Here is a 25,771-nt window from a genome sequence, read left to right on the forward strand (position 1 = left end):
TGCTAAAACACTAAAACACTTCCTTTCTAGAACGGGATACGTCTAGTAAGAAAGTGTTTTTTTTGTTGGGATCTTAATTATCAGAAGACAGAAGACTTATTGAGCTTGTATTGTAAGCACTTATAAAAGACGGAAAGAGGGAAAGGCATGTTTAAGAGGATGAAATTGAAGTTAAAATTAGGGGCTAAAATAAACCTTATTGTTTTCGGTATTGTCCTGTTACTTTCTATTGTTATAGGCGTTGTAGTTGTTCGGGAAGTTACAGATGGTATAAAAACATTTGCAATTGAAAAAGCAAAAGGGGACCTTGCTTTAAGTGAACGTTATATTAACAACAAGTATCCAGGTGAGTGGCATATTGATAACGGAAAATTATTTAAAGGTGATGTTTCATTCAATGATAACTATGAAGCCGTTGATAAAATAGGGCAAGATACTGGGGATACTGTAACAATATTCCAAGGAGATACACGAATCGCAACTAATGTGAAAGTTAATGGAGATAGAGCTGTTGGTACAAAAGTGTCACATCAAGTTGCAGATGCTGTGCTAAAAGAAGGCAATAACTATTATGGTCAAGCAACTGTGGCTGGGAAAACCTATCAAACCGCTTATATGCCAATTAAAGATAAAAATGGAGTGGCAATTGGTATTCTCTATGTAGGAGCGCCACAAACAATTATAGATGATATATTGTCCTCGTTTTTAACAATATTTCTAATTTTAGTGATTTCCATCATTTTAATTGCTACTTTCATTGTTTTATGGTTTACACGAGGATTAACAAAACGACTTACTACTATTTCAACAGCATTAGAAAATGCAGGTTACGGTGACTTTACTACAACTATTATTGATGAAACTGGTGATGAACTAAGTGATCTTTCAAAAAGTTTTAATAATATGAAGGAAAACCTAAGTCATTTGATCCAAAATGTTATGAAATCTTCAGAACTAGTTGCTTCTTCTTCAGAGGAATTAACTGCTGGAGCTGAACAAACTAGTAAGGCCACAGAACATATTACAGATGCAATCCAACAAATTGCAAATGGATCAGAATCTCAAACACAAAGTGTTGAAGAAAGTGCTCGCGCTCTTGAGGAATTATCCATAGGGATTGCAAACATTGCTGATAGTTCTTCATTACTGGCAGAGTCTGGCGTGGAAGCTAGTGATCGTGCAAAACAAGGTGGAGTATATGTTCAAGAAACCGCTGAACAAATGAACACTATCCATTCTTCAGTTAATGAAACCAGTCATGTTATTAAATTGTTGGATGAAAGATCAAAGCAAATTGGTGATATTACGAATGCAATAACAGATATAGCTAATCAGACAAACCTATTAGCCTTAAACGCTACAATTGAAGCGGCACGTGCAGGGGAACATGGAAAGGGATTTGCTGTAGTGGCTGATGAAGTTAGAAAACTAGCTGAACAGTCTCAAAGTTCATCTAAACAAATCTCTGAATTAATTGTACAAATACAGAATGATATGACTCATTCTAACAACTCAATGGAGCAAGTCAAACAAGAAGTACAAAATGGATTAGGTATTGTTTCTAAGACACAATCAAGTTTCGATGGAATTTTAAAATCAATGGATGCAATGGGGAAACAGGTTGATGAAATGGCTGCAACTGCTCAACAAATGTCAGCTAGTACACAAGAAGTATCTGCAACTGTAACAGGCATAACAACTATTTCAAGAGATTCCTCTATGCACAGCCAAAGTGTAGCTGCATCCGCAGAAGAACAATTAGCTTCAGTGGAGGAAATATCTGATTCTGCTACAAGCTTATCAAAAATAGCAACTGAATTAAAAAATACTGTAAGCAAATTCAAAATTAGAACAGGTTAAATATAGCAACTTAAGAAATGGATTAACTTTAAAATAAAGAGGGGCAAGGAAGAATATCCCTCATAGTCTATATTCGTGTTTAATATGAGGGTAATTCTTTAATAACTATCGATGATTTTGAAGTGCAAGACTAAAAATTCCCTTGATCAGATGGAATAACACTATTTGATAAAGCTGTTAATTGCTAAATGATAATTTTTTAGTATACAGATAGTTTATTAACTATGGAGGTTAATAAAAGAGATGAAAATGAGAACCTATAAACATTGGACAACAAAAGAAGATTTTAAATTAATCAATTTACGAAATAAAGGTAAAAAGTATAGAGAAATAGCTGATATTTTGGATAGGTCTCCTTTAAGTGTTGAAAAAAGGTACAGAAAAATTAAATATCTAGACATGTATGCTGTTTCACACTAAAAGGAGAATTGATATGGAGAATACTAAGGAACAACTGTCAAACAACATAGAATTAGTACGAGAAGAAATGATACAAGCTGTTGTAAAATATGGCTTACAAAATGAAAGAACAGTAAAGCTTAGTCAAAAATTAGATAGATTGATTGTTGCATTTCAAAAAAGTACATTAAAAAGTTCTTGTGACAACAGTGTTTGTCTTAGGAAGTCTAAATTAGGGTGAGGATTTATATTCTTGCTCTTTTTTATATATTTTTCTAAAGAGAGCGAAGCGTGTATACCATTGGTGTATAAAATGCACCAAATGTTGAGTGGCGATAAAGTTGTTTTAATTCTATAAATTCGTTTAAAAATAATACAGTTGTTTAAAATACTCCATTCAAACTATTGAAAAAACAGGCATTAATGTTGGGAAATTAAATTATATATACAAACGTTCTTTGTAAGGGAAGCTTAATTCCTTAATAACTTTAGTGAAACAATGTGTACTCGTTTTGCTAATACCATTAGACTAATGAAATTATGTAAGACCAAACAACTACTTACGAGTTAATTAATGATAAAGGGTTTTTATGGTGGTAATATATACCTAATAATAAATTATGATTGATAAATCGGATTTTGAAGTGGGTCAAGAGTAAAAGTAACCTTGATAGATAAAACAGTGGAAAATCATTGGGACCCAAATGGCTTTAAAGTCAAAGAGATAGATATTATTAATTAATCCCTTTTTTTCTTGAACGGGTGCTTTAATATAATAATGATCTTCCGCAATCGAAGCGCGAATGTGTAACATTCGTGTCTTTTTTATGTAAAAGGCCATATAGTTGAATAAAGGGATTTAGTAAAAAACTTTTTTGTCACGTAATTTTTGGTTCCATCATGCGTGCGTCCTCAAATCAAAATTCATGTGTTTGTATCTATAATAAGATGAATGGGCTGTCTCAGCTTATTTTATTTCTGCATTATTTTGGATGGCACGCCTAATAGCTTCCTGAATACTGAATGTCTCTGCTTACTCCTCCTCTTCATAAGGAACAAGCCAGTCACGTGCATAAAATTGAAAGTCCATTAAGGTTTTCCCGACTTATAATCGTTCACCCAAAGGTGAGCCTGTAATGTATATCTAAACAAATCCTTCGTATTCCAAAAGTATACTCCCTACACAGTTTGTACATGTTAAGAGTAATACAAGGGAGGGATTTCAGTTGGAATGGATTTTTGGTCTATATCTATTAAATGCACTCTTTATGTTATTTATAGCAATTTGGGAAGTTCGTCGGCCTGCCAAGGCTTTGAATTGGATAATAATCGTCCTTATTTTACCTGTCATTGGTTTCTGGCTATATCTTAGCATATCAAATCCTAAGCTTATTCATCGGAAAAGATTGACCTCTTCTCAAAATGAGTCTGACAAATTACCTGATACATATAGTGATTCAGCATCGGTAATCGCCGATGCTTTACGACATTTCACTGTACATGGGCTTCAAGTCGGCCAAGTCCAAGTACTTAACAATGGAATAGCAAAATATGAACAACTCATCGAATCCCTACAAAAAGCCCAAAAAACCATTGATATGGAATATTTCATCTATCGGAATGACCAAATTGGTAATCGTATCACAGAATTGCTGATCGAAAAAGCAGTAAACGGAGTCCGGGTTCGTTTTATGAGAGATGGTTGGGGGAGTAAAAAATTTCCTCGTCAAAAAATCCTTCAGATGGTGGAAGCAGGGATAGAATGCCGGACCATATTTCCATTACGCTTTCCCTGGATTTTGTCAAATTGGAATTATAGGGATCATTGTAAGATTGTCACCGTCGACGGAAAGAAAGCCTTTACTGGTGGCATGAACGTAGGATATGAATATACAGGATTGAAGCCTGACGTTGGCTTCTGGCGGGATACTCATTTGCAAATCATAGGAGAAGCATCAGTCGATTTGCAGACTGTCTTTGACGTTCATTGGAATATCGCTGTGCCGGACCGGATAAAGTCGAAAACAAATCAGAAAACAAAATCTGAGGAAACGAAAATTAATCCAATCGGCAGAGTAGATTTTTCCAGATGGTCAGCTGAATGGGGATCAGAGTTGAGCACCTTAGATGGTAATGAGATGGACATATCCCCAAGGACAGGGACATTACAAAAAGCGTACATCCATACGTTAGAAGGAAACCCTGGAATTCCTACCCCAGTTATTCGGCAAGCTTACTTTATATGCATAACACAGGCGATCAAGACTATCGATATAACAACACCCTACTTTGTACCGGAAACGGATATTATCATGGCATTAAAGATAGCTGTGGCTCGTGGTGTGCGCGTAAGATTACTGGTTCCTCGCCATGTTGATCAAAAAATCGTGGGCTTTGCAAGTCGTACCTATTACGGAGAACTTATAGAAGCTGGAGTCCATATCTATCAGTACGACAAAGGGATGTTGCATGCGAAGCTGATGATCATTGATGAGGAAATTGCAGAAGTAGGCTCAGTAAACTATGATTTGAGAAGTTTTCGTCTGAATTATGAGGTGTGTCAAGTCTTGTACAGTGCTGATGTGGCGAGGGAACTTACACAGCAATTCGAGCGTGATCTTACTGATTCTTTCCCCTTAAGAATCGAAGACTTGCTACAACGATCCTTGACCGAGCGCATTGTTGAACAGGGTGCTCGTCTGCTTTCTCCATTATTATAAGTTGAAATATCCTTTTTTTATTGTTCTATCTTAAATCTAGATTTTAAAAATTTTGTTGCTGTAAAATGCTTCTGATTTATTTGAAAAAATCAAAACATGTTAGAAGTAATTCTAACCCGTTCGGTTGAGAGGGAGAAAAAACATTTGCAGTTGTTTTTGCAGGTGAAAAAACAACGCCTTTTGCAGGCTGTTTTGAAGTGGAAAATGAATGCGAAATTGTACAAAAAAGAGGCGCTGCCATATGATTGCAGTGCCTCTTTTTAATGGGTTATTCAATTAAAGCCCCGTTAGAAAAATATAAACATACAAGAACTGGTAGTCCCATAATAAAAACAGCTATTTATAAAATCAATGTGGTTGATATCTTCATCAAAACACTTCTCATTATTTTTTCAAAATGTTAATCGTTTTTTGGTTGCTCATCCAAGACGTTCTTTAAAGGTTTTTGAAGAACGTTCACAAAAGCTACGAAGACGCTTGTTGCTAAAATACCCATTAGACCTAGTGATATCGGACCTGCGGGGTCATCACCTGTGAATTGAGCAAGCACCCTTAAATAAACTATTGCTATTAAAATGAAGAAAATGAAAGTAAAAGCACATTTTTTTATTACCTTCAAAGATTGAAGAGATAACTCAGAGCAAGCATTGTTCTTTTCGATATAGGTTAAAAGTTTAAATACTTGTTACAACACTACAGACAACGTTATACATATTCCATATGCACATGCCAAAAGTGGATATAGCGAATAATCACCCGGTCGCTCTATCGCATCTCTTCTGGCTGCTCCAGGCAACCAATATATACACAACGCCAGCACCGCAATTCCAATAAGAAAAGCAATGACCTTTAAGAAAAAAGTTGAACCTAGTTTAGCTTTCATTTAAAGCACCCCGCTGATTTAGTGATAAAATCACTTTAACATAGGATTTATTGATTTACAATAAATATTTTTTGTATTCCGTTATATTGTTATTGTTATAATTTGATTCCGATGATGAAAATATTGAGGCTTTCTCATTTCAAAGAAACACCCCTTTAAAAAGTTAAAATTATAACTCCTACCGCTTACCTGCCTTTAATGAAACATCACGGGCATTTAATTATTCAGAATAGCCTGTAAACACCAACTTATCATAAGCCGAATGCAATAACGACTCTTCCGGCTAATTTGCAAACCAAATGCAGCCCAATTTGCTACAGCACGTAAATTTATGGGGTAGAGTAAATTGGCCTGCAAATTAGTACGCAAAATCATGTGAAAAAAACCAAAACCATTGGTATGTCAATAAAAAAAGCGATACAAAATGCTATGCAAATTGTACCGCAAATCACCTTGCAATTTATTGGTTTCTCCCTCTCATCCGAACGGGTTAGAAGTAATTCTAGCATGGGTTTTTTCTTACGATGGAAATTTATTACTAAAAAAAGGTAATACTAAAAAGGTAAGTCAAAAAGTTTGAATTCAAAAATATCTGTTACCTTTTAATTTTAAAATAGGGGTGATATCAATAGATAATATATTTGAAAATTTTAATGAAATACGTTTTTTAGAAGATAAACTGTACCTTTTAGAATTAAATGATTGGCTAAAGAATGAGTTTTTAACTTGGGAATGGTGGATATTAGTCTGTTTTTTAGTTGTACCTTGGGTAATATGGGCTAAACTTGTTAAGCGAGACAAGATTTTAGAAATTTTGTTGTTTGGTACCATAATTATTATAACAACAACCTTATTAGATGTAGTTGGTTTACAATATAGGTTTTGGGATTATCCAATTGCATTCCTACCTATTATTCCTAGGGCCTTTCCTTTTGATTTTTCAATGATACCTGTAGCTTACATGTTATTATATCAATATTTTAGAACATGGAAATTTTTTATAACCTCCTTAATCATTATGGCACTAACATACGCCTTTATTGGTGAACCTTTTTGCGAGTGGGTAAAACTTGTTTATTATTTAGAGTGGAGATACAGTTATTCATTCATATATTACATCATCGTTGGAATTGGAATTCGAGCTTTAATACAAAAACTATCTCAAACTCAAGATCTTACAATTAAGTAAAATTTATATTGGAGGAAAAAAACTTTGGAAGAAGTTAATATTGGTTTACTCACGATTAAAACCATCGTAGGTTTTGTCACCTTATTTTTTATCATTATCGTAACAGGAAGAACATCCATCTATCAGTTAACCCCGTTTCACTTAGTTTTTGTGTTAGTACTTGGAGATTTTTTAGGGAATACCATTTATGAAGATAAGGTAAGGACTTTTCATTTTTTATATGCCATCGGATTGTGGACGCTTCTTATGTTGGGAATAGAGTTTTTGACTCTAAAAAATAAATCGACACGTTCTCTCTTATTAGGCGATCCTAACATCATCATTCGAGAAGGTGTTATGGACAGAAAGTTACTTACAAAGAACAAATTGGATGTAAATCAAGTATTGAGTATACTTCGACAAAATAATGTTTTTTCAGTTCGCGAAGTCAAATACGGTATATTGGAAGCTAATGGACAAATAAGTATATTATTAAAATCCAAGTATCAAAAACTTGATAAGCAAGATCTCAATCTTCCAGAAAGTCCAGTAGAACTTCCAATATCGTTAATTATAGATGGGGAAATTTTATCAGATAATTTACATGAACTTGGACTTGATCAACAGTGGTTAGATAACCAATTAACTATCAATGGATATGATAATATAAAGCGTATACTTTACGCAGATTGGCGAGAAAGTGATGGCATACATATAAGTCCCAAATAAAATTTGTTAGGATAGGAGCATATCAATTTTCTTGGTGAATATAATGTGTATTTAATAATAAGATGGCCAGAGAATCCGTTTTAAGATTTTATCTGATAAGGTGTTTGTTACTTTGGTCTTCCACAATCGGGAGCAATAGTTAAAAATAAGATCATTAAGGCGATCTTATTTTTTTGTGCTAAAAAACATATAGTGTAACAGGGGTATATTGATTATTATGGTAAAATTAATATATGCAAGGGGAGGATTCTTTGAAAAGGTTTATTTATATCATTACCTGTGTTTGTTTTATAGCAGCATGTGCGTCAGAACATTAACTTTAAATGATTTTTACCAGAGAGACATTGAAGATGTAACAAAATAGAAATTATTGATGGAAGCACTGGAGATAAAAAAGTTGTAAATGATAAACAGATTATAGATGACCTTTTATATCAAAAAAAGAAATAAAGTTCATTGATTTGTGATATATTGAAACAATTATTATTTAAAAACGTATTAAGTTGTAATAGGTGCATTAAAAAGAAAAATTTAGATGAAGTTTAATGGAGTTGTTTTTGTTCAAGAATACAGTCACTCCCTAACCTTTTGACTTAAATGAATGTAAAAAACAGATCGCGAAAGTAATACACTCCTTCTACACTACAATAAACCAATTTGTGTGTAAAAAGTTCTGTTTAAATTTGAATAGGTGTTCTTAAAAATGAATCAAAAAGTACACTTTAATTAATATGTAAAATTTATATAGGTAACTGCAATTTTCTAAGATCCACTCATATACATATAAATGATGTCAATATGGGGGAGAGATATGTTTGAAATATGATATTACAAGAGATTTTATAAGCCATGGTAATTTGCGCTCTGGTGAAAAGATAAACGATGTTAAGTTTATAGTGAGTCATGACACTGGAAATCCTGGTGCAAGTGCTTATGCAAATCGAAATTATTTCGACAGAATTCAACCGTCTGCAACTGCTCACACGTTTATCGATGATAAGTACATCTTAGAGATAATTCCTACAGATGAAAAGGCATGGCATGTTCTATATGGAGTAGAGAAAGATGATTCATTATAGGGTGAGGACGAAAATGATGCTGCAATTGGAGTTGAACTAACATATAGAGGGGACATAGCCTTTTGGGAGGCTTACAGGAGATATGTGTGGTACCCATGCCTACTTAGTTGATAAATACAACCTTAATCCTAGAACAGACATCATTGCTCACAGTTCATTAGACCCCTCAAGAAGAACAGATTCGCAAAATGCTCTTAATAGGTACGGAATCTCATGGGATCAATTTATTGATGATGTGGTACAGGCGACTGAGAAGTATTTTAAAGTAAAGATATTCCTGAACGTGTTGTTAAGGGGGAATCTGTCGAATTACCATTAAATATAGGTGATGAGGGTCCTTTTGTTAGAGACATACAAAAGGATCTAATTAAAGCTAGAATTGGTTTCTAATGTACGGCGCAGATGGCATATATGGATCAGAAACTAAACGAGCAGTAATGAGGTTTCAGAAAAAAATATGATTTGCTTCTCGATGGACTTGTTGGACCAAATACATTAAATAAGTTAAAAGAGGTAACTTCATCAAGTCGAAGTATAAATGACTTTCCTTTACCAAATGGTATTTTATCAAGGGGAGATGAAGGGCCTAAGGTGGAGTAATTACAAAGAGCTTTAAAAGAAATAAATTTTGATCCAAAATACATTGATGGAATTTACAGACCTTTAACTGAAGATTCCGTAAGAAGATTTCAATCAATGTATGCTGCTTTAGCAAACGACGGTATTTATGGTTCAAATACGCGACAGTATATAGAAATGGAACTGGAGGGAAATGGTTAAATAATATCTAATCTAATATCTAAAAATGCCAAGAAGAGGATTCTCTTGTTGGCATTTTTACCGTAACGAGTGTGAGGATAAACCATATTGTATAATGAAAACTTTTTTAGGAGGTGGGGATAATTAAAAACTTGATACCTATAACCTTAATTTTTATTTGTTCAGACTGTGCATGGTTTATTCCATCAGACCAAATTCATAGTCAGATTCCCTCTTTAGAGGTTTTCGGAAAAATGGGAACTGTGTTATCTGCTATGTTATTCTTTATAATATGTGCAATTAAACTGTTATTTACAGTCTCAAAATAGTAGATCATTGGTCTATTTTAACTCAAAGTTTTAAAGTTAGCCATTAAAGACTTATGATTAATTATAAATTTGGTAGGGCTATATATTTAAATCTTAAATTTATTATTACTAATTTTTTAATGATGGGTCCTTGAATACTTAGAGGAACCGAGACGACACAATAAAGGTTTTCTGATCAATCATCAATTAAGGTGAACTAAGTTTTATATCGTCCTCTTAGCTAGAGTAAGCTAAAAGGACGATAACAAATTATCGATATAAATTACAATGTAATCTCAGTAGAAAAAGATTTAACCCAATAAAAAACTCAAGTTATTTGATTTGAATTGTATAGCTTTTATTAAATGCCACGTTATTGAATATCAGGTAATAACCTGTCAGCAAGCTTTCTTTTTTAATACCTATAAACACTATAGCATGTATTAGCCTGTGGCTCATAATAACAATGTTGTTTATATTGTCCCGCAAATGGTTGATTATACCATGTAGGTGGACACGAACCATACGGATTAAAATACCAAAGAGCATACTTAGAAGGATGTTGTCTCCAATACTTTATTACTTCTCGAGCCAATTTTCTTTCTACATTTCTTGCTGGTCTGTAAAATAAACTACCTTTTTGTACTGCTTCAAAAGAGTAATTTCCACCTTGAACCTGAAAAATCACATCTCGTATGGTTCTTACATCCTTAAAATCTAAACAATCAGCTACTGCTCGATTCACAATGACATTCCCAACCATGAGCATTCCTAGTCGCCCTTCACCGACGGCCTCTGCATGTATCATCCTAGCTATTAAATCAACGTCATTGTTGGTATGTTTTACTCTTGTCACTTATAATCACCTCTACCAATAATTGTATTAAAAACAGTCTGCAAAAATGTCAAGTGATTACATTAGGGGAGTCTATCAGTATTAGGATCCTCATGCGTTATTGTAAGTTATGACACTATTAATGACTGCTTTCCTTTTGAATAAAAAATATATTAGTACATAAAATATTTCTACAGACGGAATGGATGTGGTAGTATGCCTGAGCTTGATTTAAATATTGAAGGGCGTAAACCTCGCAAACGTGATGGCTCGTCAAAATTTTGTGGCATTAGTCTCAAATAGGTTTTCGTTTTAATCGCAATAGACCGTCAAAAGGCAACATATTTTCTATGTGTACTTGGTAGAGGCAGAATTGTTAAAACTCAATTAGATAAGGCTGTTGGTTCTAAACTATCATAGGACAACACTCATTGTACCGATGCTTGGAGAGCTTTTTCTACTATGAAACAGCAAAGAGCATTAACGCTTTAAGTCAGTAGATGGTACAGAACGTGTAAAAGGATTGTATCATATCCAAACCGTCAATAACTATCACAGCGGTTTAAAAGTTGGCAGCAATGTTTTAATGGTGTGGCAACAAAATTCCTTGACCATTATTTGATTAAATATAGAACGTTTTAGACTTGACACCTGAAGGTGCATGGATGGTGTATCTTGCTGGTGTAATTTTAATACCTCTTTCCCTTTTGTTAAAGAAACACCTTTCTTGGAAAGAATGGTATACAACTTTTGGTGTAGTAGGATTCCTTGCTTGGTTAGGAAACATTGTCTCTTTTATTCAACTGGACGTACTTGATTCAGGAAAACCCTCAATAGGTAGTATTCCCAGATACAATAATGTTTGCCATTGCGCCTGCATGTATTAGTGTAATTTATTGTAATTATTATACTTCTTCTAATTCAAAATGGGTTGTTGCAACCATATTCACTGTCGGTTCTTTGATTACCGAGTATCTTTTAGTCAAACGTTGGTTTCCTAAAACAAAAGGGTTGGGAAATTTGGTATTCAACGCCTTTTTATGTAATAATGTTTTTTCTTTTTCTTCCATGGCACATTAAATTTATTAAGGATAAAAAGGTTCCTATATTGAACAAGAAGAAATAATATAAAGTCATTTGCTGCGCAGTCAACCATGTATTTTAAAACCCGAGATACACCACAGAGAATGAAAATAAGTATACATAGTCCATACTGATTCTACGGCTGGCTGAGGAAGGTCGATGTACTGTGGGCGATTGAGCCCTTTGCGCAGTCTGACTCCTTCGACCAAGGTGCACCACTTATTGTTGCTCCCTTCAGGGAAGCACTCATGGTAGATTAATCCTATTCTGGTTGTTGCACCAGCCTCTAATATTATTTGCCGTGTAAGGATGTTTTCAATGGATATAATCATCGAGAGAGCCTGTGGGATGGATGGTCCATAAAGACAACATTACTGCATGCGTTATAAGACCAAAAGGGAAGGAGATTGAGACCTTCTTCTCCACAAAGACTTCATCTCTAATTCAGTTGATTGACTGGATTAAGAAACATAAGTGCACTCATGTTGAATGGAAAGTACTGGTGTTTACTGGAAACCTATTGTCAACTTACTTGAATCGGAGGATATTGAATTTCTTGTAGTGAATGCTCAACATATTAAGTCGGTCCCTGGACGAAAAACGGATGTAAAAGATGAAGAATGGATCGCTAGAATGCTCTTTTATGCTACATGCATGGAATGGGGGCTCCAAGAATGGATGAAGAGCCTTCTGAAGAAGGGAATGAAAAGTCTGGCATGGATGAAGAAGTACCAGATTTAGATGAAGAACCTTCTGAAGAAGCACAAAATGAATAATAGATAAGATAAGCATTGCAACTGACAATTTCTTTATAGAACTCCTATTTATTTGGGGTTCTTTTTTCCTTTTTTACTATCCAAGTACATAATAAGAAATCCTGCAACACAAGTTACAGGATTGAAAATATTTTATTCAGATTGTGACTGCTGCTGAGTCATGATTGCACTTTGTACTTGGCTAACTGCAGTTTGAGCTTGTGCAATTTCATTTGCTGCTTGTTTTATAGCTTCTTGAGCCATAACTTGGTCAGATGAGGACTTTTCAATGGCTTGAGTTAACAATTCTTTTGTTAAAGTCACGTTTGCTTTTGCTTGGTTTAACTGGTTAATATCAATTTGTTGTTGTGGCATGTGAATCTCTCCTTTAAGCAATTATGAAATACTTTAATATAATGTCCAGGGATTCTTAATATATAAAAAATATTAATTTACATTTTTTGTATTTTTTCCAACAGTGTTATTTGACAACAGAAATTTATAAATTTGTCTTTACTTCAATTTTTCAAGTTTATATTTGAACCTTATTTTGTGATGATATTTCGTTATAGAACAATTTCTATACTTTTTTAATACCATTGTATGGAATTGTGACCGCTTGAAAGAGATGACACAGTTTTTGCTTGATAAAGTGGGACACTTTTTTCCAATTTGAAACGTATATTTTTAAGGTTAGCCTCTTTTTGGCTATTTCTAGAAAGAAATTAATGAATGTTTCAGTATTATAATTATGAATCGCCACTCTCGAGATAATGTATACAGGCTAATATTTATACACATTTGTAAAGTTGTTCTTGCTGCACTAACGAAGCAGGTTTGTTGAACAAGGGAGCATAGCCGTTATAGGACTTTATTTTTTCCTATTGAAGGTAAATTCTTTTGCGATGCAGAAATTTGTAAGATAAAAACAAACATAAATTTTGAAGTATGTTGAAATAGGAAGAAAGAGAGACATCGTGAATCTCTCTATCTCATTTTTCTATTTGAAGACCAATATTAGGAGGAATAACTAATTATTCTGAATACACAATCGCATCAAATCCGGCATTCCTTGCTTTAGTTGCTAAAGATTCTGCATTTTCTTTTGATGTGAAAGCTCCAATTTGGACTTTGTATAAACCATCTCTAAGTAAAACTATAGCATCGAATCCTTTTGACCTTGCATCTGCAGCAAGTTTGTCCGCATTAGACTTGATACGAAATGCACCTATTTGAACTTTATACAGAATAGTTGTTTTTCTCGTTAAATTAAATGCCCTAGCTAGTCCATTAGCGTGTCCTGTGGCAATAGTCGCTAAGAAACTTGTGGATTTTAATTTTTTAGCGTCATTAGGGTTATCTATAAACCCATTTTCCGTTAACATAGCTGGCATTCTTGATTCCCGTAATACATGGAAGTTAGCTGTTTTTTTACCACGATCAACAAAATCTACTGCCTTAATAATTTCATCATGAATGATATCCCGATATGTGGTTGTAGGGGCTCCAACACCAGGATAAATATAGCTTTCGAAGCCTGTCCCCCCACCAGCATTAATATGGATGGAAAGGTAGTAGTCTGCTCCCCAATTGTTTGCGGCATTTGTTCTTTCACTTAAGCTTACAGTTTGATCGCCTGTTCTACTCATTAGGATTGTTACACCTTCGTATTCATTCAATAAGATATCTCTTAGAGTTATAGCTATCTGTAAAGTAAGATTCTTTTCTTGCAGTCCATTTCCTACAGCTCCAGGGTCTGAACCGCCATGTCCAGGATCAATAAAAAGTTTAACCATCTTAATTCATCACCTCCATTAATAATATATTAAAAAGGTGCTAATATGCTTGGGCTAATAAATTAAAGATAAAATTATGCTCAAAAACTATTATCATTACAATCGTTACAATTATGTTTTTTACAAGGTCTTGTACCCATTATTAAGCCTCCTTTTAATTGAAGTCATAATAGTAAATCCAGGAATTAGACAACCTGTAACGGCTACAGTATATTCTGGCTGAAAAAATGCTGATAGTTGGGGGCTAATAAAAAAATGTGAAATACTGCACTTAAAGTAACGGGTGCTTTAGTAAAACAAATGAAGAGCAAAAAAGAGCCGAATTATGCAAGTTTTTATACACTACTTGTATATTTCGGCTCTTTTTATTTACTGCCATAAGATAGCTTTTATTACTAAAGAGAACATTTTATTCTAAATCTAATTTCCAATTAATTGTGTCACTTAAATGAGCAAAAACTGTTTCATTTTACTTGACGGTCACAGGAATCCATGTTCATGGAAAAAATTTATATAATTTATATAATTTTTATTATTTCTTATAAACTTTCCTTTATCAAGTTTTTTCATAGATCAATTACAAATTGATTTATGATCCTTAAGGGTAGGCTCCATAACAATAATTTTCCCTGATTGCATTTTAAGAAAAAATTGATGTGAATTTATTTTCGACACGTATACTGACAAAGGTAGCGTGTCTTTTTTGTTGCTTATCTAGTGATTAAAAAAGACATAAATTAAATGAATGTTTTGTGTTCTTTTTAAGCAAGCTATTTCTTGTAATAGTTTTTAACAAAGGAGGATCGAAAATGACGTTGTAAAACAAGTGAAAACGACGTTAGCTGGATTAAAAAGTGCACAAGCAAGCTTTGAAACATTTGCTTTAGGTACTGAAAACGAAAATGCAAAATCACTTTATCAATCTGCAGCACAACAAACACAATCAATCATTGATAGTATAGAACCACGTCTTCAAGAGATTGAACAGGAAGAACCACAATACAAACAGCAATAAAGCTTTTCAAAGAGGTTGGTTTTTATGAACCAACCTTTTTCGAACAGAAAAAATGAGGTGTTTCCAATTTGAAACATATAAATATAATCATTCTATCAATCGGTATTATCTCCATCATACTCACTGGATGTACGAACAATTTAAATAATGAAAAAAAGATAAATGTAACAAAGGTAACAAGTAAAGAAACATTAAACGATCAGAGTATATCCAATCACGTTAAGGAATTGCTTGTTAAAGAAAAGGAAGTTCGTGATGTAAAAGCAGTAAACACAGATAAAGAAATTATCGTTGATGCAGCAATAAACCACATGGATCGATTTCAATTAAAAGATATTGAAAAAAGATTAACAAAAATGGTTGAAAAGGAAAATCCAAATCATAAGGTCACGTTATCAACGGATAAAAAAATTTTTCTTGAGCTTGAAAAGTTAGAAAAAAGAATATCGAGTTCTAAATTGAGTAAAAAGAAGTTAGAAGATGAGTTGAAGAAAATTAAGAGTCTTTCAAACGAGCAAACATGAAGAAGGTGAAGGAATGTCAAATAACAAAAAGAAAAATTTAACACCGGTTCAGCAGGAATATCAAACCTTTCAAGATCAACGTGAAGTAAAACGACCTGTTGTCAGTAATTGTATTAAGGCATTTTTTGTTGGTGGAGTGATTTGTTTAATTGGACAAGCAATCCAAACTTTTTTTATCTATAACTTTAATTTTACCGAACAAACTGCAGGTAACCCAACTGTTGCGGTCATGATCTTCATTTCAATGCTTTTAACGGGCTTCGGAGTATATGATCGATTAGCACAATTTGGAGGTGCTGGTTCAGCTGTTCCAGTTACTGGATTTGGAAATGCGGTTATTTCTGCAGCAATTGAACATAGAACAGAAGGGCTCGTATTAGGTGTGGGAGGAAATATGTTTAAATTAGCAGGTTCGGTTATTATGTTTGGAGTTTTTTCAGCATTTATTATAGCCACGATTAAAACGATCCTGATTCAATGGGGTGGCTTGTAATGTTATCTGGATATCGAACGTGGTTGTTTCAAAATGAACCTGTGATTATATCAACAGGAACAGTAGGAGGTCCATTTGAGGCAAACGGAAAGATCCCAGAAGATTTTGACGTATTACATGAAGATATTTGGTTGAGGGAGGACTCTTTTGAAAAGGCACAAAAAGTCATGCTAGAAGAGGCCTGTCAGAGAGCAATGGAAAAAGCGGAAGTTCAACAGGAAGAAGTCCAATTTTTCTTAGGGGGAGACTTAATCAACCAGATTACTCCAACAAGCTTTGCAATGAAAACGTTTGGCATCCCATACTTAGGCTTGTTTGGTGCTTGTTCTACATCTATGGAAGGTTTAGCGCTGGGTGCTTTTCTAGTCAATTATGGTGGATCAACTTGTCTAATGACAGGAGCCTCAAGTCATAATGCTGCAACAGAGAAGCAGTTCAGATACCCAACAGAATATGGTGGTCAAAAACCACCAACATCTCAATGGACAGTTACAGGTGCAGGTGTAGCATTATTAAAAAATAAAGGGGACGGACCACGCGTTACTTCATCTACAATTGGAAGAGTCATTGATATGGGATTAACAGATCCTTTTAATATGGGAGGGGCTATGGCTCCTGCAGCTGTTGATACCATTGAGGTGCATTTAAAGGAGCGAGGGGTTGATCCTTCTTATTATGATTTAATTGTGACGGGTGATCTCGGGCATATTGGTCGAGAAGTTTCTCTTGACCTACTAAAAAAACATAATATTTCAATCGAAGAGGAAAGATTTCAGGATTGTGGGTTGATGATTTATCGTGAGGGACAACCAGTTTTATCTGGGGGAAGTGGTGCTGGATGTTCGGCATCAGTTGTTTATGGACATCTTCTTAACAGAATGAAAAAAGGAGAATTTCGTAAAGTGTTAGTTGTTGCAACTGGAGCCTTACTATCACCTCTAACGTTTCAACAAAATGAAACAATTCCTTGTATTGCACATGCTGTTTCAATTGAGGTAGGGGGTTCTGATACATGATCTTTTTTTGGGCATTTGTGATTGGTGGGCTCATTTGTGTGATTGGTCAAATTATGTTCGATGTGTTTAAACTTACTCCTGGGCACACATTAAGTACATTAGTTGTAGTCGGAGCACTTTTAGATGGTTTTAATTTATATGAGCCTTTGATTGATTTTGCAGGAGCAGGTGCAACAATTCCTATTACAAGCTTTGGCAATGCTCTTGTCCATGGTGCTATGCAGGAAGGAGAGCAACATGGGCTTGTTGGTGTCATCACAGGTATGTTTGAAGTAACAAGTTCTGGTATTTCTGCAGCCATTATTTTTGGGGTATTAGGTGCCTTGATTTTTAAACCAAAAGGATAAGGAGAATATGGGATGACGATTGCATCAAATGTAAAACAGAGTTTTGCCAGCCTTAAAGGTGTAGAAGCTGATTTATCAGATGTAGCTCTCCGTACTCGTGATCATGAATCTAAGCGTATATTACATGAAACAATGATGGTCGTGCATGAAGTCGTAACAGACTTAAAAAAACGAGTTGGAGAATTAGAACAAGAAGAATTCCAATATAAAGGATTTTAAGGTAAGGGGAGTGTAATAATGCCTATATGGCTCGAAGTTGTTACTAGAGTATTTCTATTTATGATCGTTTTGTTTTTTATCACAAAAATTCTAGGCAAAAAACAAATATCACAGCTATCTTTTTTTGAATATGTAACAGGTATTACAATAGGCGGTATAGCAGCGATCGTTATTATTGAGGTCAAACATAATATATTTATTGCAGGCTTAGCAATTGTAGTTACGGCAGCCATCCCTTATGTTGCTGGCCTGATTTCTTTAAAAAGTAAAAAGTTTCGTGATTTTGTAGAAGGAAAAGGTTCTTTATTTATTAAGGATGGCAAAATCATGGAGGATAACCTTAAAAAGGAAAGATACTCGGCAGATGATTTATTGGAGTTACTTCGAAAAAAGGAGGTTTTTCAGGTTTCAGATGTTGAATTTGCGGTGCTTGAACCAACAGGAGATTTATCTGTCATGTTAAAAAAAGAGAATTTGCCTTTAACGGCAAAAGATCTAAACATGAAGGTTGCTTCTATAAAAGAGCCTCAAACAGTAGTTATGGATGGGGCAATATTTGATGAGGCCTTATCCACTATCGGAAGAAATCGATCCTGGTTACATACAGAATTAGAAAAGCTAGGGGTTACGGTTGAAAATGTATTTCTTGGCCAAATAAATTCATACGGAGAGTTAACAGTAGATCTATTTGACGATAAATTAAAAATTCCATCACCTCAACAAAGACCGTTAATTTTAGCAACGTTGAAAAAATGTCAGGCGGATCTAGAGCTGTTTGCTCTTGGTACCGAATCAGACGAAGCAAAGCAAATGTATGCTAGTAATAGTCAAAAGCTGCAAAAGGCTATTGATAAAATTACATCTATATTAACGGATTGATTATTAATTTCTACAACTATATACAATATAAAATAAGATTAATGAAAAAGGAAAGGATTATGATGGGTTCTCGGGAAAGACAGAGAGAGATTAAAAAAGAGGCAGAAAGTTTAGAAAAGTATTTTAACAATCCAATAATTTATAGAGAAATTCATGGAGACAAAGTGTTTATACCTTTAAACTTAAATAAAGTTTGGGGTAAGATTGAATAAAAGATTATTAATTTTAAGCGTAGTGTCGTACTATTATTTAAAAATAAATTATATGAATAACAAATTCCTTTGCACATTTAATATTACATATAGTCGTAGATGAATATCTCCACATTAAATTAAGATGGTATTATTATCTCATGGAAGATGGTATAGAGTGGTCAACAATGTTAGTCATCCCTATATACATTGAAATTAATATATTATTTCCCTTTTAGTTCAACCCGTAAAAAAACAAGCACTATATATTACATTTTATGTAATAATTTCAATCATATTTGAATTATTTTTCAATTAACTATGTTGCATTACATCAAGTAAAATTTATGGAATTCAACGTTATTCGATTTCTTTTTATTTCCATTACTGGTTCTAAATCTAAATTTGATTAAAAGATTGGTGGATATTTCAAAGTAGGCTTTTATGTGATAACACCTTCTGTGGATTAAATCTGTCCTTATAACCGCGTCTTTGCTACGCAGTACAACGATATTTTGAATTAATGATCTTCAACAATAGAAGCGCATTTCTGGAACAAGGAATGGTGCTTATTTCTGTTAAGGGCGTAATGTTGAATAAAATTGTGCACGGAATATGCTAAAATTAGGAAGGGATTACTAAAATTATACTTAAAGGTGAAATTTATGGATAAAAAGGAACAAGTAACATTAGATGTATGGAATGATAAAATATCTATAAACTTTATTGGAATGAAGAAATTAGCATTTGTAGATTACACTCCTGAGATGTATGAACTAATTAGAGATGCAAGATTTAGAATCCCTGAATTTGAGGAAACTAAAGAAGCTTATAAATATCCGTATTCAAACGAATATAAGAAATCACTACATCAGATTTCATTTGATTATTATTTCGGAGAAGAAATGCGGAAAGAGGCCTATAGTAAGGATTTTATAATTGAGCACCTTGATAATAATGGGTTTAATTGCTCAATATCAAACCTTTTTTTATTGAAGAAAATTAAAAATACTTATAAAGGCTGGAATTTTGACAAAGTAGTAGACAGTAGCAAACATATTGCAGCAATGACGATTTATCATGTTATAGAAAACAAGACATTCCAAATAACTATTGCATTCAATGAGTTATACCATAATGATCACATCGGAAAGTCACTTGAAAAAATTCGATTGCTCTACCCTTATAATTATGAAATTGTACTACAGGATGCTGAACAAATAATTGAAACTATATCCAATAGAGAAAATATCAACTTTGAAAGATGGAAAGAAATTTATAGGTTCAAAGATATTCGTATCGAGTATGCACCCGAATTACAATTAACGGAAGAAGAGAAGCAACAACCACCTGGTTCATTAGTCATCAGAGATGGTCATTATTATTTGCTTGTTGGGAAAACGGATACCTCAGTTGGACTGATCACATCGATACCTTATGATAAAAATTGGAACATTAAATGAAGTTATTGTGGTTAAAGGTAAACTTTGTGAAGGCATTACTTAATCTACGAGTACGTCTCTTAAAGAGGTTCGCTTGTTCTTTTTGTACTAACGGGATGTTAGTTTCATAGTCCATGGTTATGATCTACAACAATACAACGATCAAAGCGCTTATCTTGAATATAAAGATAGGCGCTTATATCAGTTGAAGATTATATATTTTCAATATAGGTTAAAAAAATATCGTGTTTTGGCACGAAGTGAAAGGGAAACTATACTAGCTATTCAGCAGTAAAAGTAAAAGTTTCTTTTAAAGGTCTTCCATGTTTATCTTGAGTCCAGACTATCTCCACTTCTAATTCAGTTGCTATTTCAGCCATAAGGAAATTAGCACCATGATAAGAGTCTCCGTTGTTCATTTGTTTTGCTAAAGATTTGGCCATTTCATAGTGGTTTTCATTACACTCTTGTCCATCAGGACAACCAAAAAGCGAGTACTTTGTTTTAGTATTAGGTTCATTTCTAAACATATTAACCTCAACAGAATATACATCTTTACCTATGTTATTAACATCTATAGAGTAAGTATGAAATTTCCCTTTTACAGGTTTTGCTAGATTTTTTCCTTTTTCAGCTTCACCTATCTGTACTGACCACTGTTTAGAAGATTGTTTAACTGGTAATTCATCAAAGGTTAGGGCTTTTGCCTCCAAGGATGTTGCCGCAACCAATAAAAGTAAAAAGGTACATATTGAAATTGAAAATTTTCTAATCATTATTTCCCTCCTTCTATCAGATATAGCCTTAATTTCTCCAAAATTGAATATATTAACGAAAGAACATCCTGTAAAATAATGTAAGTTTGATAATTATATGTAGAATCTTAATCTTTTGAGATGTTAATGATTATTGACATTGATCTTCAGCAATAAAAGCGCTTTAGTTGAACAAAACAATAAACCGAAAGCTTGAATTTCATTATTCAAGCTATTTTGTATGCTATTAATAATTTTATTTATGGTGTTGAACTAATTTGTTTATGTACAATCTGTTTTTTGGATTTTCTCAGCAGTATCGGAACGACTAAATTAAATAGCTCGTACTTTTAAATTTATAAAAAATTTACATTTATTTAAATTACAGTTAATGGTAAATTTGTAATAACAATTTTAAGATGAGGGTTTATATGAAAAAAGCATTGTTGTTATTCTTTGTTTCTACACTAATGGTTGGTTGTGCATATTTTTCAAATGCTGACCCAGAGCCTTTACATCCGTTGTTTTCAAATAATAAAACTAAATATTCTTTATTAGTTGTTGATGAGGCTGGAGAATATGAAATAGGGAACGAATGGTTGGATGAAAATAAAATCTATAATGTTCAAACTGTTCATGGAAGAAATTCCGTAGAAGAGATTAATAATCAATACAAATTCATTGAATTAGAAAGATCTCCAGCTTTCGTAGTTTTTGACACAAAAGATATAGTATTTAAAACATACAGTGAAAAAGAATTAATTGAATTTCTCCAAAATAATTGACCAGGATGTTACTATGCCTATGACTCCTTTTATTAAACAATAAAGGACGCATTAGTGAATAGAACCCTTTGCATAATATATGTTGGAAACTGAGGGAGAAACTACACCATATAAGCTACTTTTTATTATTTTTATTTGTTTTAATTGCCGCGACAATAACAATTAAAATAATTATTCCTACCCAAGTTAAAACTTGAACAACGAAATCCACATTACCACACCTTTCTATTGTTAATGAAGGTTAACAAATATTGTAACTACGATCAACAATTAAAGAGAATGAACAGTTATGTAAGAGGTCATATGATTTAATAATTTTGTAGTTTTATTAATAGAAATATTCAATAATATAAAGTACCCTTCTTAAATAAGGATTGTTAAATCAAAGGGCACATTTCTAAAGCAAGAGAAATAGATTGGAGAGGATTAGATGAATACGAAATTCATACTTTTCTTATTTCTCGCTTTGTCTATTTTATCGGCCTGTAATAATGATAAAGATGAAGTTAAGGATAGCCAAATATATGAGGGCAAGAGATTGACTATCGGTGTCATTGGTAAAACACCGATAGTACGTGAAAAAAACATCATTTTTAAAAATATTGAATTAAAGGATTTAAGTTCAGGAAATCTATCTCCAGAATATAATGCAATCTTTATTATGAAGGAACATTTATCTAAAGCAGCTAAAGCTCCTTATGCTAAAATATACAAAAATTCTGGTATACCATTTTTCTTTATTGAAACGAAAAAATCTTATCTACCTTTTGTAAATGAGGACATGGACTATGAAGACTTCCCTGATTCAAAATCAGGAGATTATGCGGCTGGATTTTACCAAGGTGATGATAATGGAACATATTGGGGTTACGGACTTTACAATAATACAGTTAATGATATAAACATTTTGGATGTTTATTCAAGAATTTTTAATACTATTGAAAATGTTGATAATTGAATGGAAAACAATTAAATGACCAAGCTTCTTTTTCATTTATTACTATTCAACAATAGAAGCGCGATTGTTGAGGATTGCAGACAGAAAATGATCAAATATTTTTATGAAAATTGTATAGTGCTTCATAGTGAATGGACCCGTTTTGATCAATCTTTTTTTCAAAACAGGTTCATTTAATTTGACGTAAAATGTGGATTTTCAGGGTGTTAATGATCAAATTTTATTTTAAAGCTACATCATCTTTTCCTACAAAGTAATACTTTTTATTAAATTCACAAATTTCGCTTTCACCTTCAGCAAAATCATTGTGACCGTCAAGTAGAATGACACAATTTTTGCTCATTAATTTGAAACACTTTGTTCCCCAAATATGGTAGAACGATGCTTCATACGATAACTATCTTCATTTAAATGAATAATCTCTACTCGATGCAGAATTCTATCTAGAATAGCTGTTGTTATAGCTTGATCTCCTAATAATTCTCCCCATTCTTTTGGAGCCTTGTTAGAAGTTAGAATAATGGACGATTGGTTATATAAATCGTTTATTAAATGGAAAAACATATTTGCTTCTTGTTGATCCATTGCCATGAACATCAAGTCATCTATGATAACTAAATCTGCTTCTCTAATTCTCTTCATTCTTGCTTTAGATTTGCGCGTGAATTCTTCCGTTTTCAGATTATGAACTAGGTCTCCCATTGAAGTAAAAATAGCTTTGTATCCTTGGTTTATTGCCTCTATACCTAGCCCGACCGCCAGGTGCGTTTTGCCTACACCAGGCGGTCCTAGTAATATTAAATTGTATAACTGTTCAACCCAAGTTAAGTCTCTTAATCTATTTAATTGTTTATTACTTAAAGACTTCTGTTCTTTCAAATTGAATTCCTCGAGTGTTTTACTAAAAGGAAAGGTAGCCCACTTTAAGCGATTATTTAATTGCTTTTCCTCTCTTCGAGCTTGCTCATAGGTTGTTACATCTAATAAAAATTGAGTGAATGATTGGTCCTTTTGCTCAGCTTCTCTGATCAAATGGGGTAGGTGTTTGGCAGTTTCAACGAGTCTTAATGCTTTCATTATGTCTTGTATTTGTTGAAGTTGACTCATCTTATTTTACCTCCATTAACACCGTGTAAGAATCTACTTTTCTTTTGTGTGCATCTGTTTCTAAAACCCATTCAGACAGCTTGTTCAAAGGTTTGATTTCTATTTTGTTTTCTATAACTGTTTCATTTATCTGGCGTTGACGTTTCACATATGCAACGATATCGCTAAAATCTGTTGCACTAAATAGTTTCCTTTTTACGCACTCTGCTAACGCCTTGGTTAGTACTTCGCTATTGCTTTCTTTTGCTTCACGCAAGATAATTTGCAGTTGGTCTTTAATGTAACGAGGATTTTTCTCTCTAACCTTCTCTAAATATTGATAGGCTCGTTCTTTATCTTCAAATTCCTCGGCCACTGTGCTAATATATGCTTCGACTCCTTTTGTACGGTCTCTACTATGTTTTCTATCTTTTACTAATTGGCCTTTGCCATTTGGAATCATATGTTTTGCAATGATTTCGCCAGTATCAGGGATATAAATAATCAGTTCTTTATTCTCCGTTTCCTTGATACATACTTTATCCAATTTGTTGTATGTGCCAAGTGGAAGAGAGTACCGATTTGAACCGAAACGAATTGTATTGTCCTTATGGACACACCTTGCTATACTTGTATCATAGTTATTTTGAATATCTATTTTTTTGGAGACCGGCTTTAAGTGTTGCTTTTCGAGGAGAAACACTTCAAACGGTCTTTTTTTTGTTGTGTTGTGTACCTTAAAGTTCCCAGTTCTGTTTAGCCATTCCCAACCTTGTTCGTTCCAGGAATCAATGTTATGGAATACTCTATGTTTGGCAAAGTTTTGTTTTATGAATCCTACAACATTTTCTATTCTTCCTTTACTTTCTGGGTCAGCTTTGCGACAAACACGAAGGTTCAAACCCCTAGATTCCCTATAATTTTGAAACTCTTTTGTTAAAATTAAATCTCCACCATTTTCACTAACTACAATTAAACTATCTTGATCATACACAATCTCATTGGTCATTCCACCGTACCACTTGAATGCATTCTCATGCGCTCTAATTACATCCTGTGTTGTAAAAGGTCTATCCAACCACTCTTTATATTTTTGTCTAGAGTGGGAGAGGACAAAGGCTATAAAGGTTAGCTTAATCTCCTTATTATCAGCTGTCTGTTGCCTTGTATGTCCGAAGTCTACCTGCATTTGTTCGCCCATCGGGGGATCGGGGATTGCCTCATACATTCGAGGAGACGTTTCTTTTTTTATCTGGTATTCTTCTCTAAGATCCTTTACATAACTTCTAACTGTACTCTCCCCAATATTTATATCTTCATATTTCTCCAGAAGCCAATCATACACTTGTGCAGCTGACATATCCGGATGCATCCTCAACCAAGATAGTATCAGCTCTTTATTGGGATCTAGTATTCTCTTTTTATTCTTAAGAGATTCTACCCAATCAGCCATCTCCGAAGGTGATTTCTTCAAATGTCTGTAAACTGTTGACCTTGAAATCCCTAACTTTTCAGCTATTTTAGTTTGACTAAATCCTTGTTTTAATAATTGTCTTATTTCCATGTACATTTCCCACTTATCCACCTTTTCTGACCCCCACTGTAAGTAATGAAACTATTATTCATTTTACAGGGGAGGAGTAATATTCATTGCTGGTATATTTGGGTAAATAAGTGTTTCATCAAA

General features: G+C 33.5%; 25 protein-coding genes and 5 pseudogenes. 22 read left to right on the plus strand and 8 right to left on the minus strand.

Annotation, left to right across the window (positions count from 1 at the left end):
* Positions 1-159: 159 nt before the first annotated feature.
* From LPC09_RS26895 to LPC09_RS26910, 4 genes are all read left to right on the plus strand, one after another.
* Positions 160-1,860 (plus strand): methyl-accepting chemotaxis protein, encoded by a 1,701-nt coding sequence (locus tag LPC09_RS26895; protein WP_098797059.1) that lies wholly within the window; start codon positions 160-162, stop codon positions 1,858-1,860.
* A gap of 243 nt (positions 1,861-2,103) precedes the next feature.
* A complete protein-coding gene (locus LPC09_RS26900; RefSeq protein WP_141549678.1) occupies positions 2,104-2,280 on the plus strand; it encodes a Myb-like DNA-binding domain-containing protein in 177 nt (58 codons plus the stop codon).
* 13 nt (positions 2,281-2,293) lie between these two features.
* Complete coding sequence (locus LPC09_RS26905) at positions 2,294-2,500, plus strand: aspartyl-phosphate phosphatase Spo0E family protein (RefSeq protein ID WP_141549679.1); 207 nt, start codon at positions 2,294-2,296, stop codon at positions 2,498-2,500.
* Positions 2,501-3,485: 985 nt separating this feature from the next.
* Positions 3,486-4,979, plus strand: a complete 1,494-nt coding sequence (locus tag LPC09_RS26910; protein ID WP_098797035.1) for a phospholipase D-like domain-containing protein — start codon at positions 3,486-3,488, stop codon at positions 4,977-4,979.
* A gap of 400 nt (positions 4,980-5,379) precedes the next feature.
* On the opposite strand, the pseudogene LPC09_RS26915 reads toward LPC09_RS26910, so the two are convergent.
* Positions 5,380-5,862 (minus strand): annotated as a pseudogene (locus LPC09_RS26915) (DUF2975 domain-containing protein).
* Between the two features lie 619 nt (positions 5,863-6,481).
* Between LPC09_RS26915 and LPC09_RS26920 the strand changes: the two are divergent.
* The 5 genes and pseudogenes from LPC09_RS26920 to LPC09_RS26935 all read left to right on the plus strand — a co-directional run.
* A complete protein-coding gene (locus tag LPC09_RS26920; RefSeq protein WP_098797036.1) occupies positions 6,482-7,051 on the plus strand; it encodes a CBO0543 family protein in 570 nt (189 codons plus the stop codon).
* Positions 7,052-7,075: 24 nt separating this feature from the next.
* Positions 7,076-7,759, plus strand: coding sequence for a DUF421 domain-containing protein (locus LPC09_RS26925; RefSeq protein WP_098797037.1), 684 nt, complete (start codon positions 7,076-7,078; stop codon positions 7,757-7,759).
* An 815-nt stretch (positions 7,760-8,574) separates the two neighbouring features.
* Positions 8,575-9,157 (plus strand): annotated as a pseudogene (locus tag LPC09_RS26930) (peptidoglycan recognition protein family protein).
* A gap of 70 nt (positions 9,158-9,227) precedes the next feature.
* Complete coding sequence (locus tag LPC09_RS27525) at positions 9,228-9,299, plus strand: peptidoglycan-binding domain-containing protein (RefSeq protein WP_141549681.1); 72 nt, start codon at positions 9,228-9,230, stop codon at positions 9,297-9,299.
* A 151-nt stretch (positions 9,300-9,450) separates the two neighbouring features.
* Positions 9,451-9,618: pseudogene (locus tag LPC09_RS26935) on the plus strand (peptidoglycan-binding domain-containing protein); the annotation flags it as partial.
* Positions 9,619-10,320: 702 nt separating this feature from the next.
* Here the strand turns inward: LPC09_RS26935 and LPC09_RS26940 are convergent.
* Positions 10,321-10,761 carry a cell wall hydrolase gene (locus LPC09_RS26940; protein WP_098797039.1) on the minus strand — a complete coding sequence of 147 codons (441 nt, stop codon included), beginning with the start codon at positions 10,759-10,761 and terminating at the stop codon, positions 10,321-10,323.
* A gap of 213 nt (positions 10,762-10,974) precedes the next feature.
* Here LPC09_RS26940 and LPC09_RS26945 point away from each other — a divergent pair.
* Positions 10,975-11,361 (plus strand): annotated as a pseudogene (locus tag LPC09_RS26945) (IS1595 family transposase); the annotation flags it as partial.
* Between the two features lie 780 nt (positions 11,362-12,141).
* Positions 12,142-12,462 (plus strand): annotated as a pseudogene (locus LPC09_RS26950) (IS110 family transposase); the annotation flags it as partial.
* A 269-nt stretch (positions 12,463-12,731) separates the two neighbouring features.
* On the opposite strand, the gene LPC09_RS26955 reads toward LPC09_RS26950, so the two are convergent.
* Positions 12,732-12,953 carry a hypothetical protein gene (locus LPC09_RS26955; protein WP_098797041.1) on the minus strand — a complete coding sequence of 74 codons (222 nt, stop codon included), beginning with the start codon at positions 12,951-12,953 and terminating at the stop codon, positions 12,732-12,734.
* 659 nt (positions 12,954-13,612) lie between these two features.
* Positions 13,613-14,374 carry an N-acetylmuramoyl-L-alanine amidase gene (locus tag LPC09_RS26960; RefSeq protein ID WP_231309823.1) on the minus strand — a complete coding sequence of 254 codons (762 nt, stop codon included), beginning with the start codon at positions 14,372-14,374 and terminating at the stop codon, positions 13,613-13,615.
* A gap of 802 nt (positions 14,375-15,176) precedes the next feature.
* On the opposite strand from LPC09_RS26960, the gene LPC09_RS26965 reads away from it, so the two are divergent.
* The 9 genes from LPC09_RS26965 (at position 15,177) to LPC09_RS27005 (ending at position 20,521) form a co-directional block, all read left to right on the plus strand.
* On the plus strand, positions 15,177-15,389 hold the full coding sequence (locus LPC09_RS26965) for a DUF1657 domain-containing protein (RefSeq protein WP_231309862.1): 213 nt from the start codon (positions 15,177-15,179) through the stop codon (positions 15,387-15,389).
* Positions 15,390-15,457: 68 nt separating this feature from the next.
* Complete coding sequence (locus LPC09_RS26970; RefSeq protein WP_098797043.1) at positions 15,458-15,913, plus strand: YhcN/YlaJ family sporulation lipoprotein; 456 nt, start codon at positions 15,458-15,460, stop codon at positions 15,911-15,913.
* 13 nt (positions 15,914-15,926) lie between these two features.
* On the plus strand, positions 15,927-16,406 hold the full coding sequence (spoVAC, locus tag LPC09_RS26975; RefSeq protein ID WP_098797044.1) for a stage V sporulation protein AC: 480 nt from the start codon (positions 15,927-15,929) through the stop codon (positions 16,404-16,406).
* Positions 16,406-17,422, plus strand: a complete 1,017-nt coding sequence (gene spoVAD, locus LPC09_RS26980) for a stage V sporulation protein AD (protein WP_098797045.1) — start codon at positions 16,406-16,408, stop codon at positions 17,420-17,422. Before spoVAC ends, spoVAD begins: the two co-directional genes overlap by 1 nt.
* Entirely contained in the window at positions 17,419-17,769 is a 351-nt protein-coding gene (gene spoVAE, locus LPC09_RS26985) for a stage V sporulation protein AE (RefSeq protein ID WP_098797046.1), read from the plus strand. Before spoVAD ends, spoVAE begins: the two co-directional genes overlap by 4 nt.
* A gap of 12 nt (positions 17,770-17,781) precedes the next feature.
* A complete protein-coding gene (locus LPC09_RS26990; RefSeq protein WP_098797047.1) occupies positions 17,782-17,988 on the plus strand; it encodes a DUF1657 domain-containing protein in 207 nt (68 codons plus the stop codon).
* Between the two features lie 18 nt (positions 17,989-18,006).
* Positions 18,007-18,867, plus strand: a complete 861-nt coding sequence (locus LPC09_RS26995; RefSeq protein ID WP_098797048.1) for a DUF421 domain-containing protein — start codon at positions 18,007-18,009, stop codon at positions 18,865-18,867.
* Positions 18,868-18,929: 62 nt separating this feature from the next.
* A complete protein-coding gene (locus LPC09_RS27000; RefSeq protein ID WP_231309824.1) occupies positions 18,930-19,079 on the plus strand; it encodes a hypothetical protein in 150 nt (49 codons plus the stop codon).
* A gap of 644 nt (positions 19,080-19,723) precedes the next feature.
* Entirely contained in the window at positions 19,724-20,521 is a 798-nt protein-coding gene (locus LPC09_RS27005) for a hypothetical protein (protein ID WP_098797050.1), read from the plus strand.
* 260 nt (positions 20,522-20,781) lie between these two features.
* On the opposite strand, the gene LPC09_RS27010 is transcribed toward LPC09_RS27005, so the two are convergent.
* Complete coding sequence (locus tag LPC09_RS27010; RefSeq protein ID WP_231309825.1) at positions 20,782-21,276, minus strand: hypothetical protein; 495 nt, start codon at positions 21,274-21,276, stop codon at positions 20,782-20,784.
* Positions 21,277-21,686: 410 nt separating this feature from the next.
* Here LPC09_RS27010 and LPC09_RS27015 point away from each other — a divergent pair, with 410 nt between their 5' ends.
* Positions 21,687-22,040, plus strand: coding sequence for a hypothetical protein (locus LPC09_RS27015; protein ID WP_098797051.1), 354 nt, complete (start codon positions 21,687-21,689; stop codon positions 22,038-22,040).
* 430 nt (positions 22,041-22,470) lie between these two features.
* Positions 22,471-22,998: a hypothetical protein gene (locus LPC09_RS27020; protein ID WP_098797052.1), complete on the plus strand. Its 528-nt coding sequence runs from the start codon at positions 22,471-22,473 to the stop codon at positions 22,996-22,998.
* Positions 22,999-23,218: 220 nt separating this feature from the next.
* Here the strand turns inward: LPC09_RS27020 and LPC09_RS27475 are convergent, their stop codons facing one another.
* From LPC09_RS27475 to istA, 3 genes are read right to left on the minus strand one after another with little or no spacing between them, the layout of a single operon-like run.
* Entirely contained in the window at positions 23,219-23,341 is a 123-nt protein-coding gene (locus LPC09_RS27475; RefSeq protein ID WP_269217446.1) for a hypothetical protein, read from the minus strand.
* A complete protein-coding gene (istB, locus tag LPC09_RS27025) occupies positions 23,341-24,105 on the minus strand; it encodes an IS21-like element helper ATPase IstB (RefSeq protein ID WP_098799614.1) in 765 nt (254 codons plus the stop codon). The genes LPC09_RS27475 and istB overlap by 1 nt, the downstream gene beginning before the upstream one ends.
* Position 24,106: 1 nt before the next feature.
* Positions 24,107-25,669, minus strand: a complete 1,563-nt coding sequence (gene istA / locus LPC09_RS27030) for an IS21 family transposase (RefSeq protein WP_098799615.1) — start codon at positions 25,667-25,669, stop codon at positions 24,107-24,109.
* Positions 25,670-25,771 lie beyond the last annotated feature (102 nt).

The sequence above is a fragment of the Metabacillus sp. B2-18 genome, assembly GCF_021117275.1.
Lineage (GTDB): Bacteria > Bacillota > Bacilli > Bacillales > Bacillaceae > Metabacillus.

Bases quoted from the DNA above. Each gene is read 5' to 3' on its own strand.
- LPC09_RS26895 (WP_098797059.1), top strand. From the start codon at position 160: ATGAAATTGAAGTTAAAATTAGGGGCTAAAATAAACCTTATTGTTTTC.
- LPC09_RS26900 (WP_141549678.1), top strand. From the start codon at position 2,104: ATGAAAATGAGAACCTATAAACATTGGACAACAAAAGAAGATTTTAAA.
- LPC09_RS26905 (WP_141549679.1), top strand. From the start codon at position 2,294: ATGGAGAATACTAAGGAACAACTGTCAAACAACATAGAATTAGTACGA.
- LPC09_RS26955 (WP_098797041.1), bottom strand. From the start codon at position 12,953: ATGCCACAACAACAAATTGATATTAACCAGTTAAACCAAGCAAAAGCA.
- LPC09_RS26960 (WP_231309823.1), bottom strand. From the start codon at position 14,374: ATGGTTAAACTTTTTATTGATCCTGGACATGGCGGTTCAGACCCTGGA.
- spoVAC (WP_098797044.1), top strand. From the start codon at position 15,927: ATGTCAAATAACAAAAAGAAAAATTTAACACCGGTTCAGCAGGAATAT.
- spoVAD (WP_098797045.1), top strand. From the start codon at position 16,406: ATGTTATCTGGATATCGAACGTGGTTGTTTCAAAATGAACCTGTGATT.
- spoVAE (WP_098797046.1), top strand. From the start codon at position 17,419: ATGATCTTTTTTTGGGCATTTGTGATTGGTGGGCTCATTTGTGTGATT.
- LPC09_RS26990 (WP_098797047.1), top strand. From the start codon at position 17,782: ATGACGATTGCATCAAATGTAAAACAGAGTTTTGCCAGCCTTAAAGGT.
- LPC09_RS26995 (WP_098797048.1), top strand. From the start codon at position 18,007: ATGCCTATATGGCTCGAAGTTGTTACTAGAGTATTTCTATTTATGATC.
- LPC09_RS27000 (WP_231309824.1), top strand. From the start codon at position 18,930: ATGGGTTCTCGGGAAAGACAGAGAGAGATTAAAAAAGAGGCAGAAAGT.
- LPC09_RS27005 (WP_098797050.1), top strand. From the start codon at position 19,724: ATGGATAAAAAGGAACAAGTAACATTAGATGTATGGAATGATAAAATA.
- LPC09_RS27010 (WP_231309825.1), bottom strand. From the start codon at position 21,276: ATGATTAGAAAATTTTCAATTTCAATATGTACCTTTTTACTTTTATTG.
- LPC09_RS27015 (WP_098797051.1), top strand. From the start codon at position 21,687: ATGAAAAAAGCATTGTTGTTATTCTTTGTTTCTACACTAATGGTTGGT.
- LPC09_RS27020 (WP_098797052.1), top strand. From the start codon at position 22,471: ATGAATACGAAATTCATACTTTTCTTATTTCTCGCTTTGTCTATTTTA.
- LPC09_RS27475 (WP_269217446.1), bottom strand. From the start codon at position 23,341: ATGAGCAAAAATTGTGTCATTCTACTTGACGGTCACAATGATTTTGCT.
- istB (WP_098799614.1), bottom strand. From the start codon at position 24,105: ATGAGTCAACTTCAACAAATACAAGACATAATGAAAGCATTAAGACTC.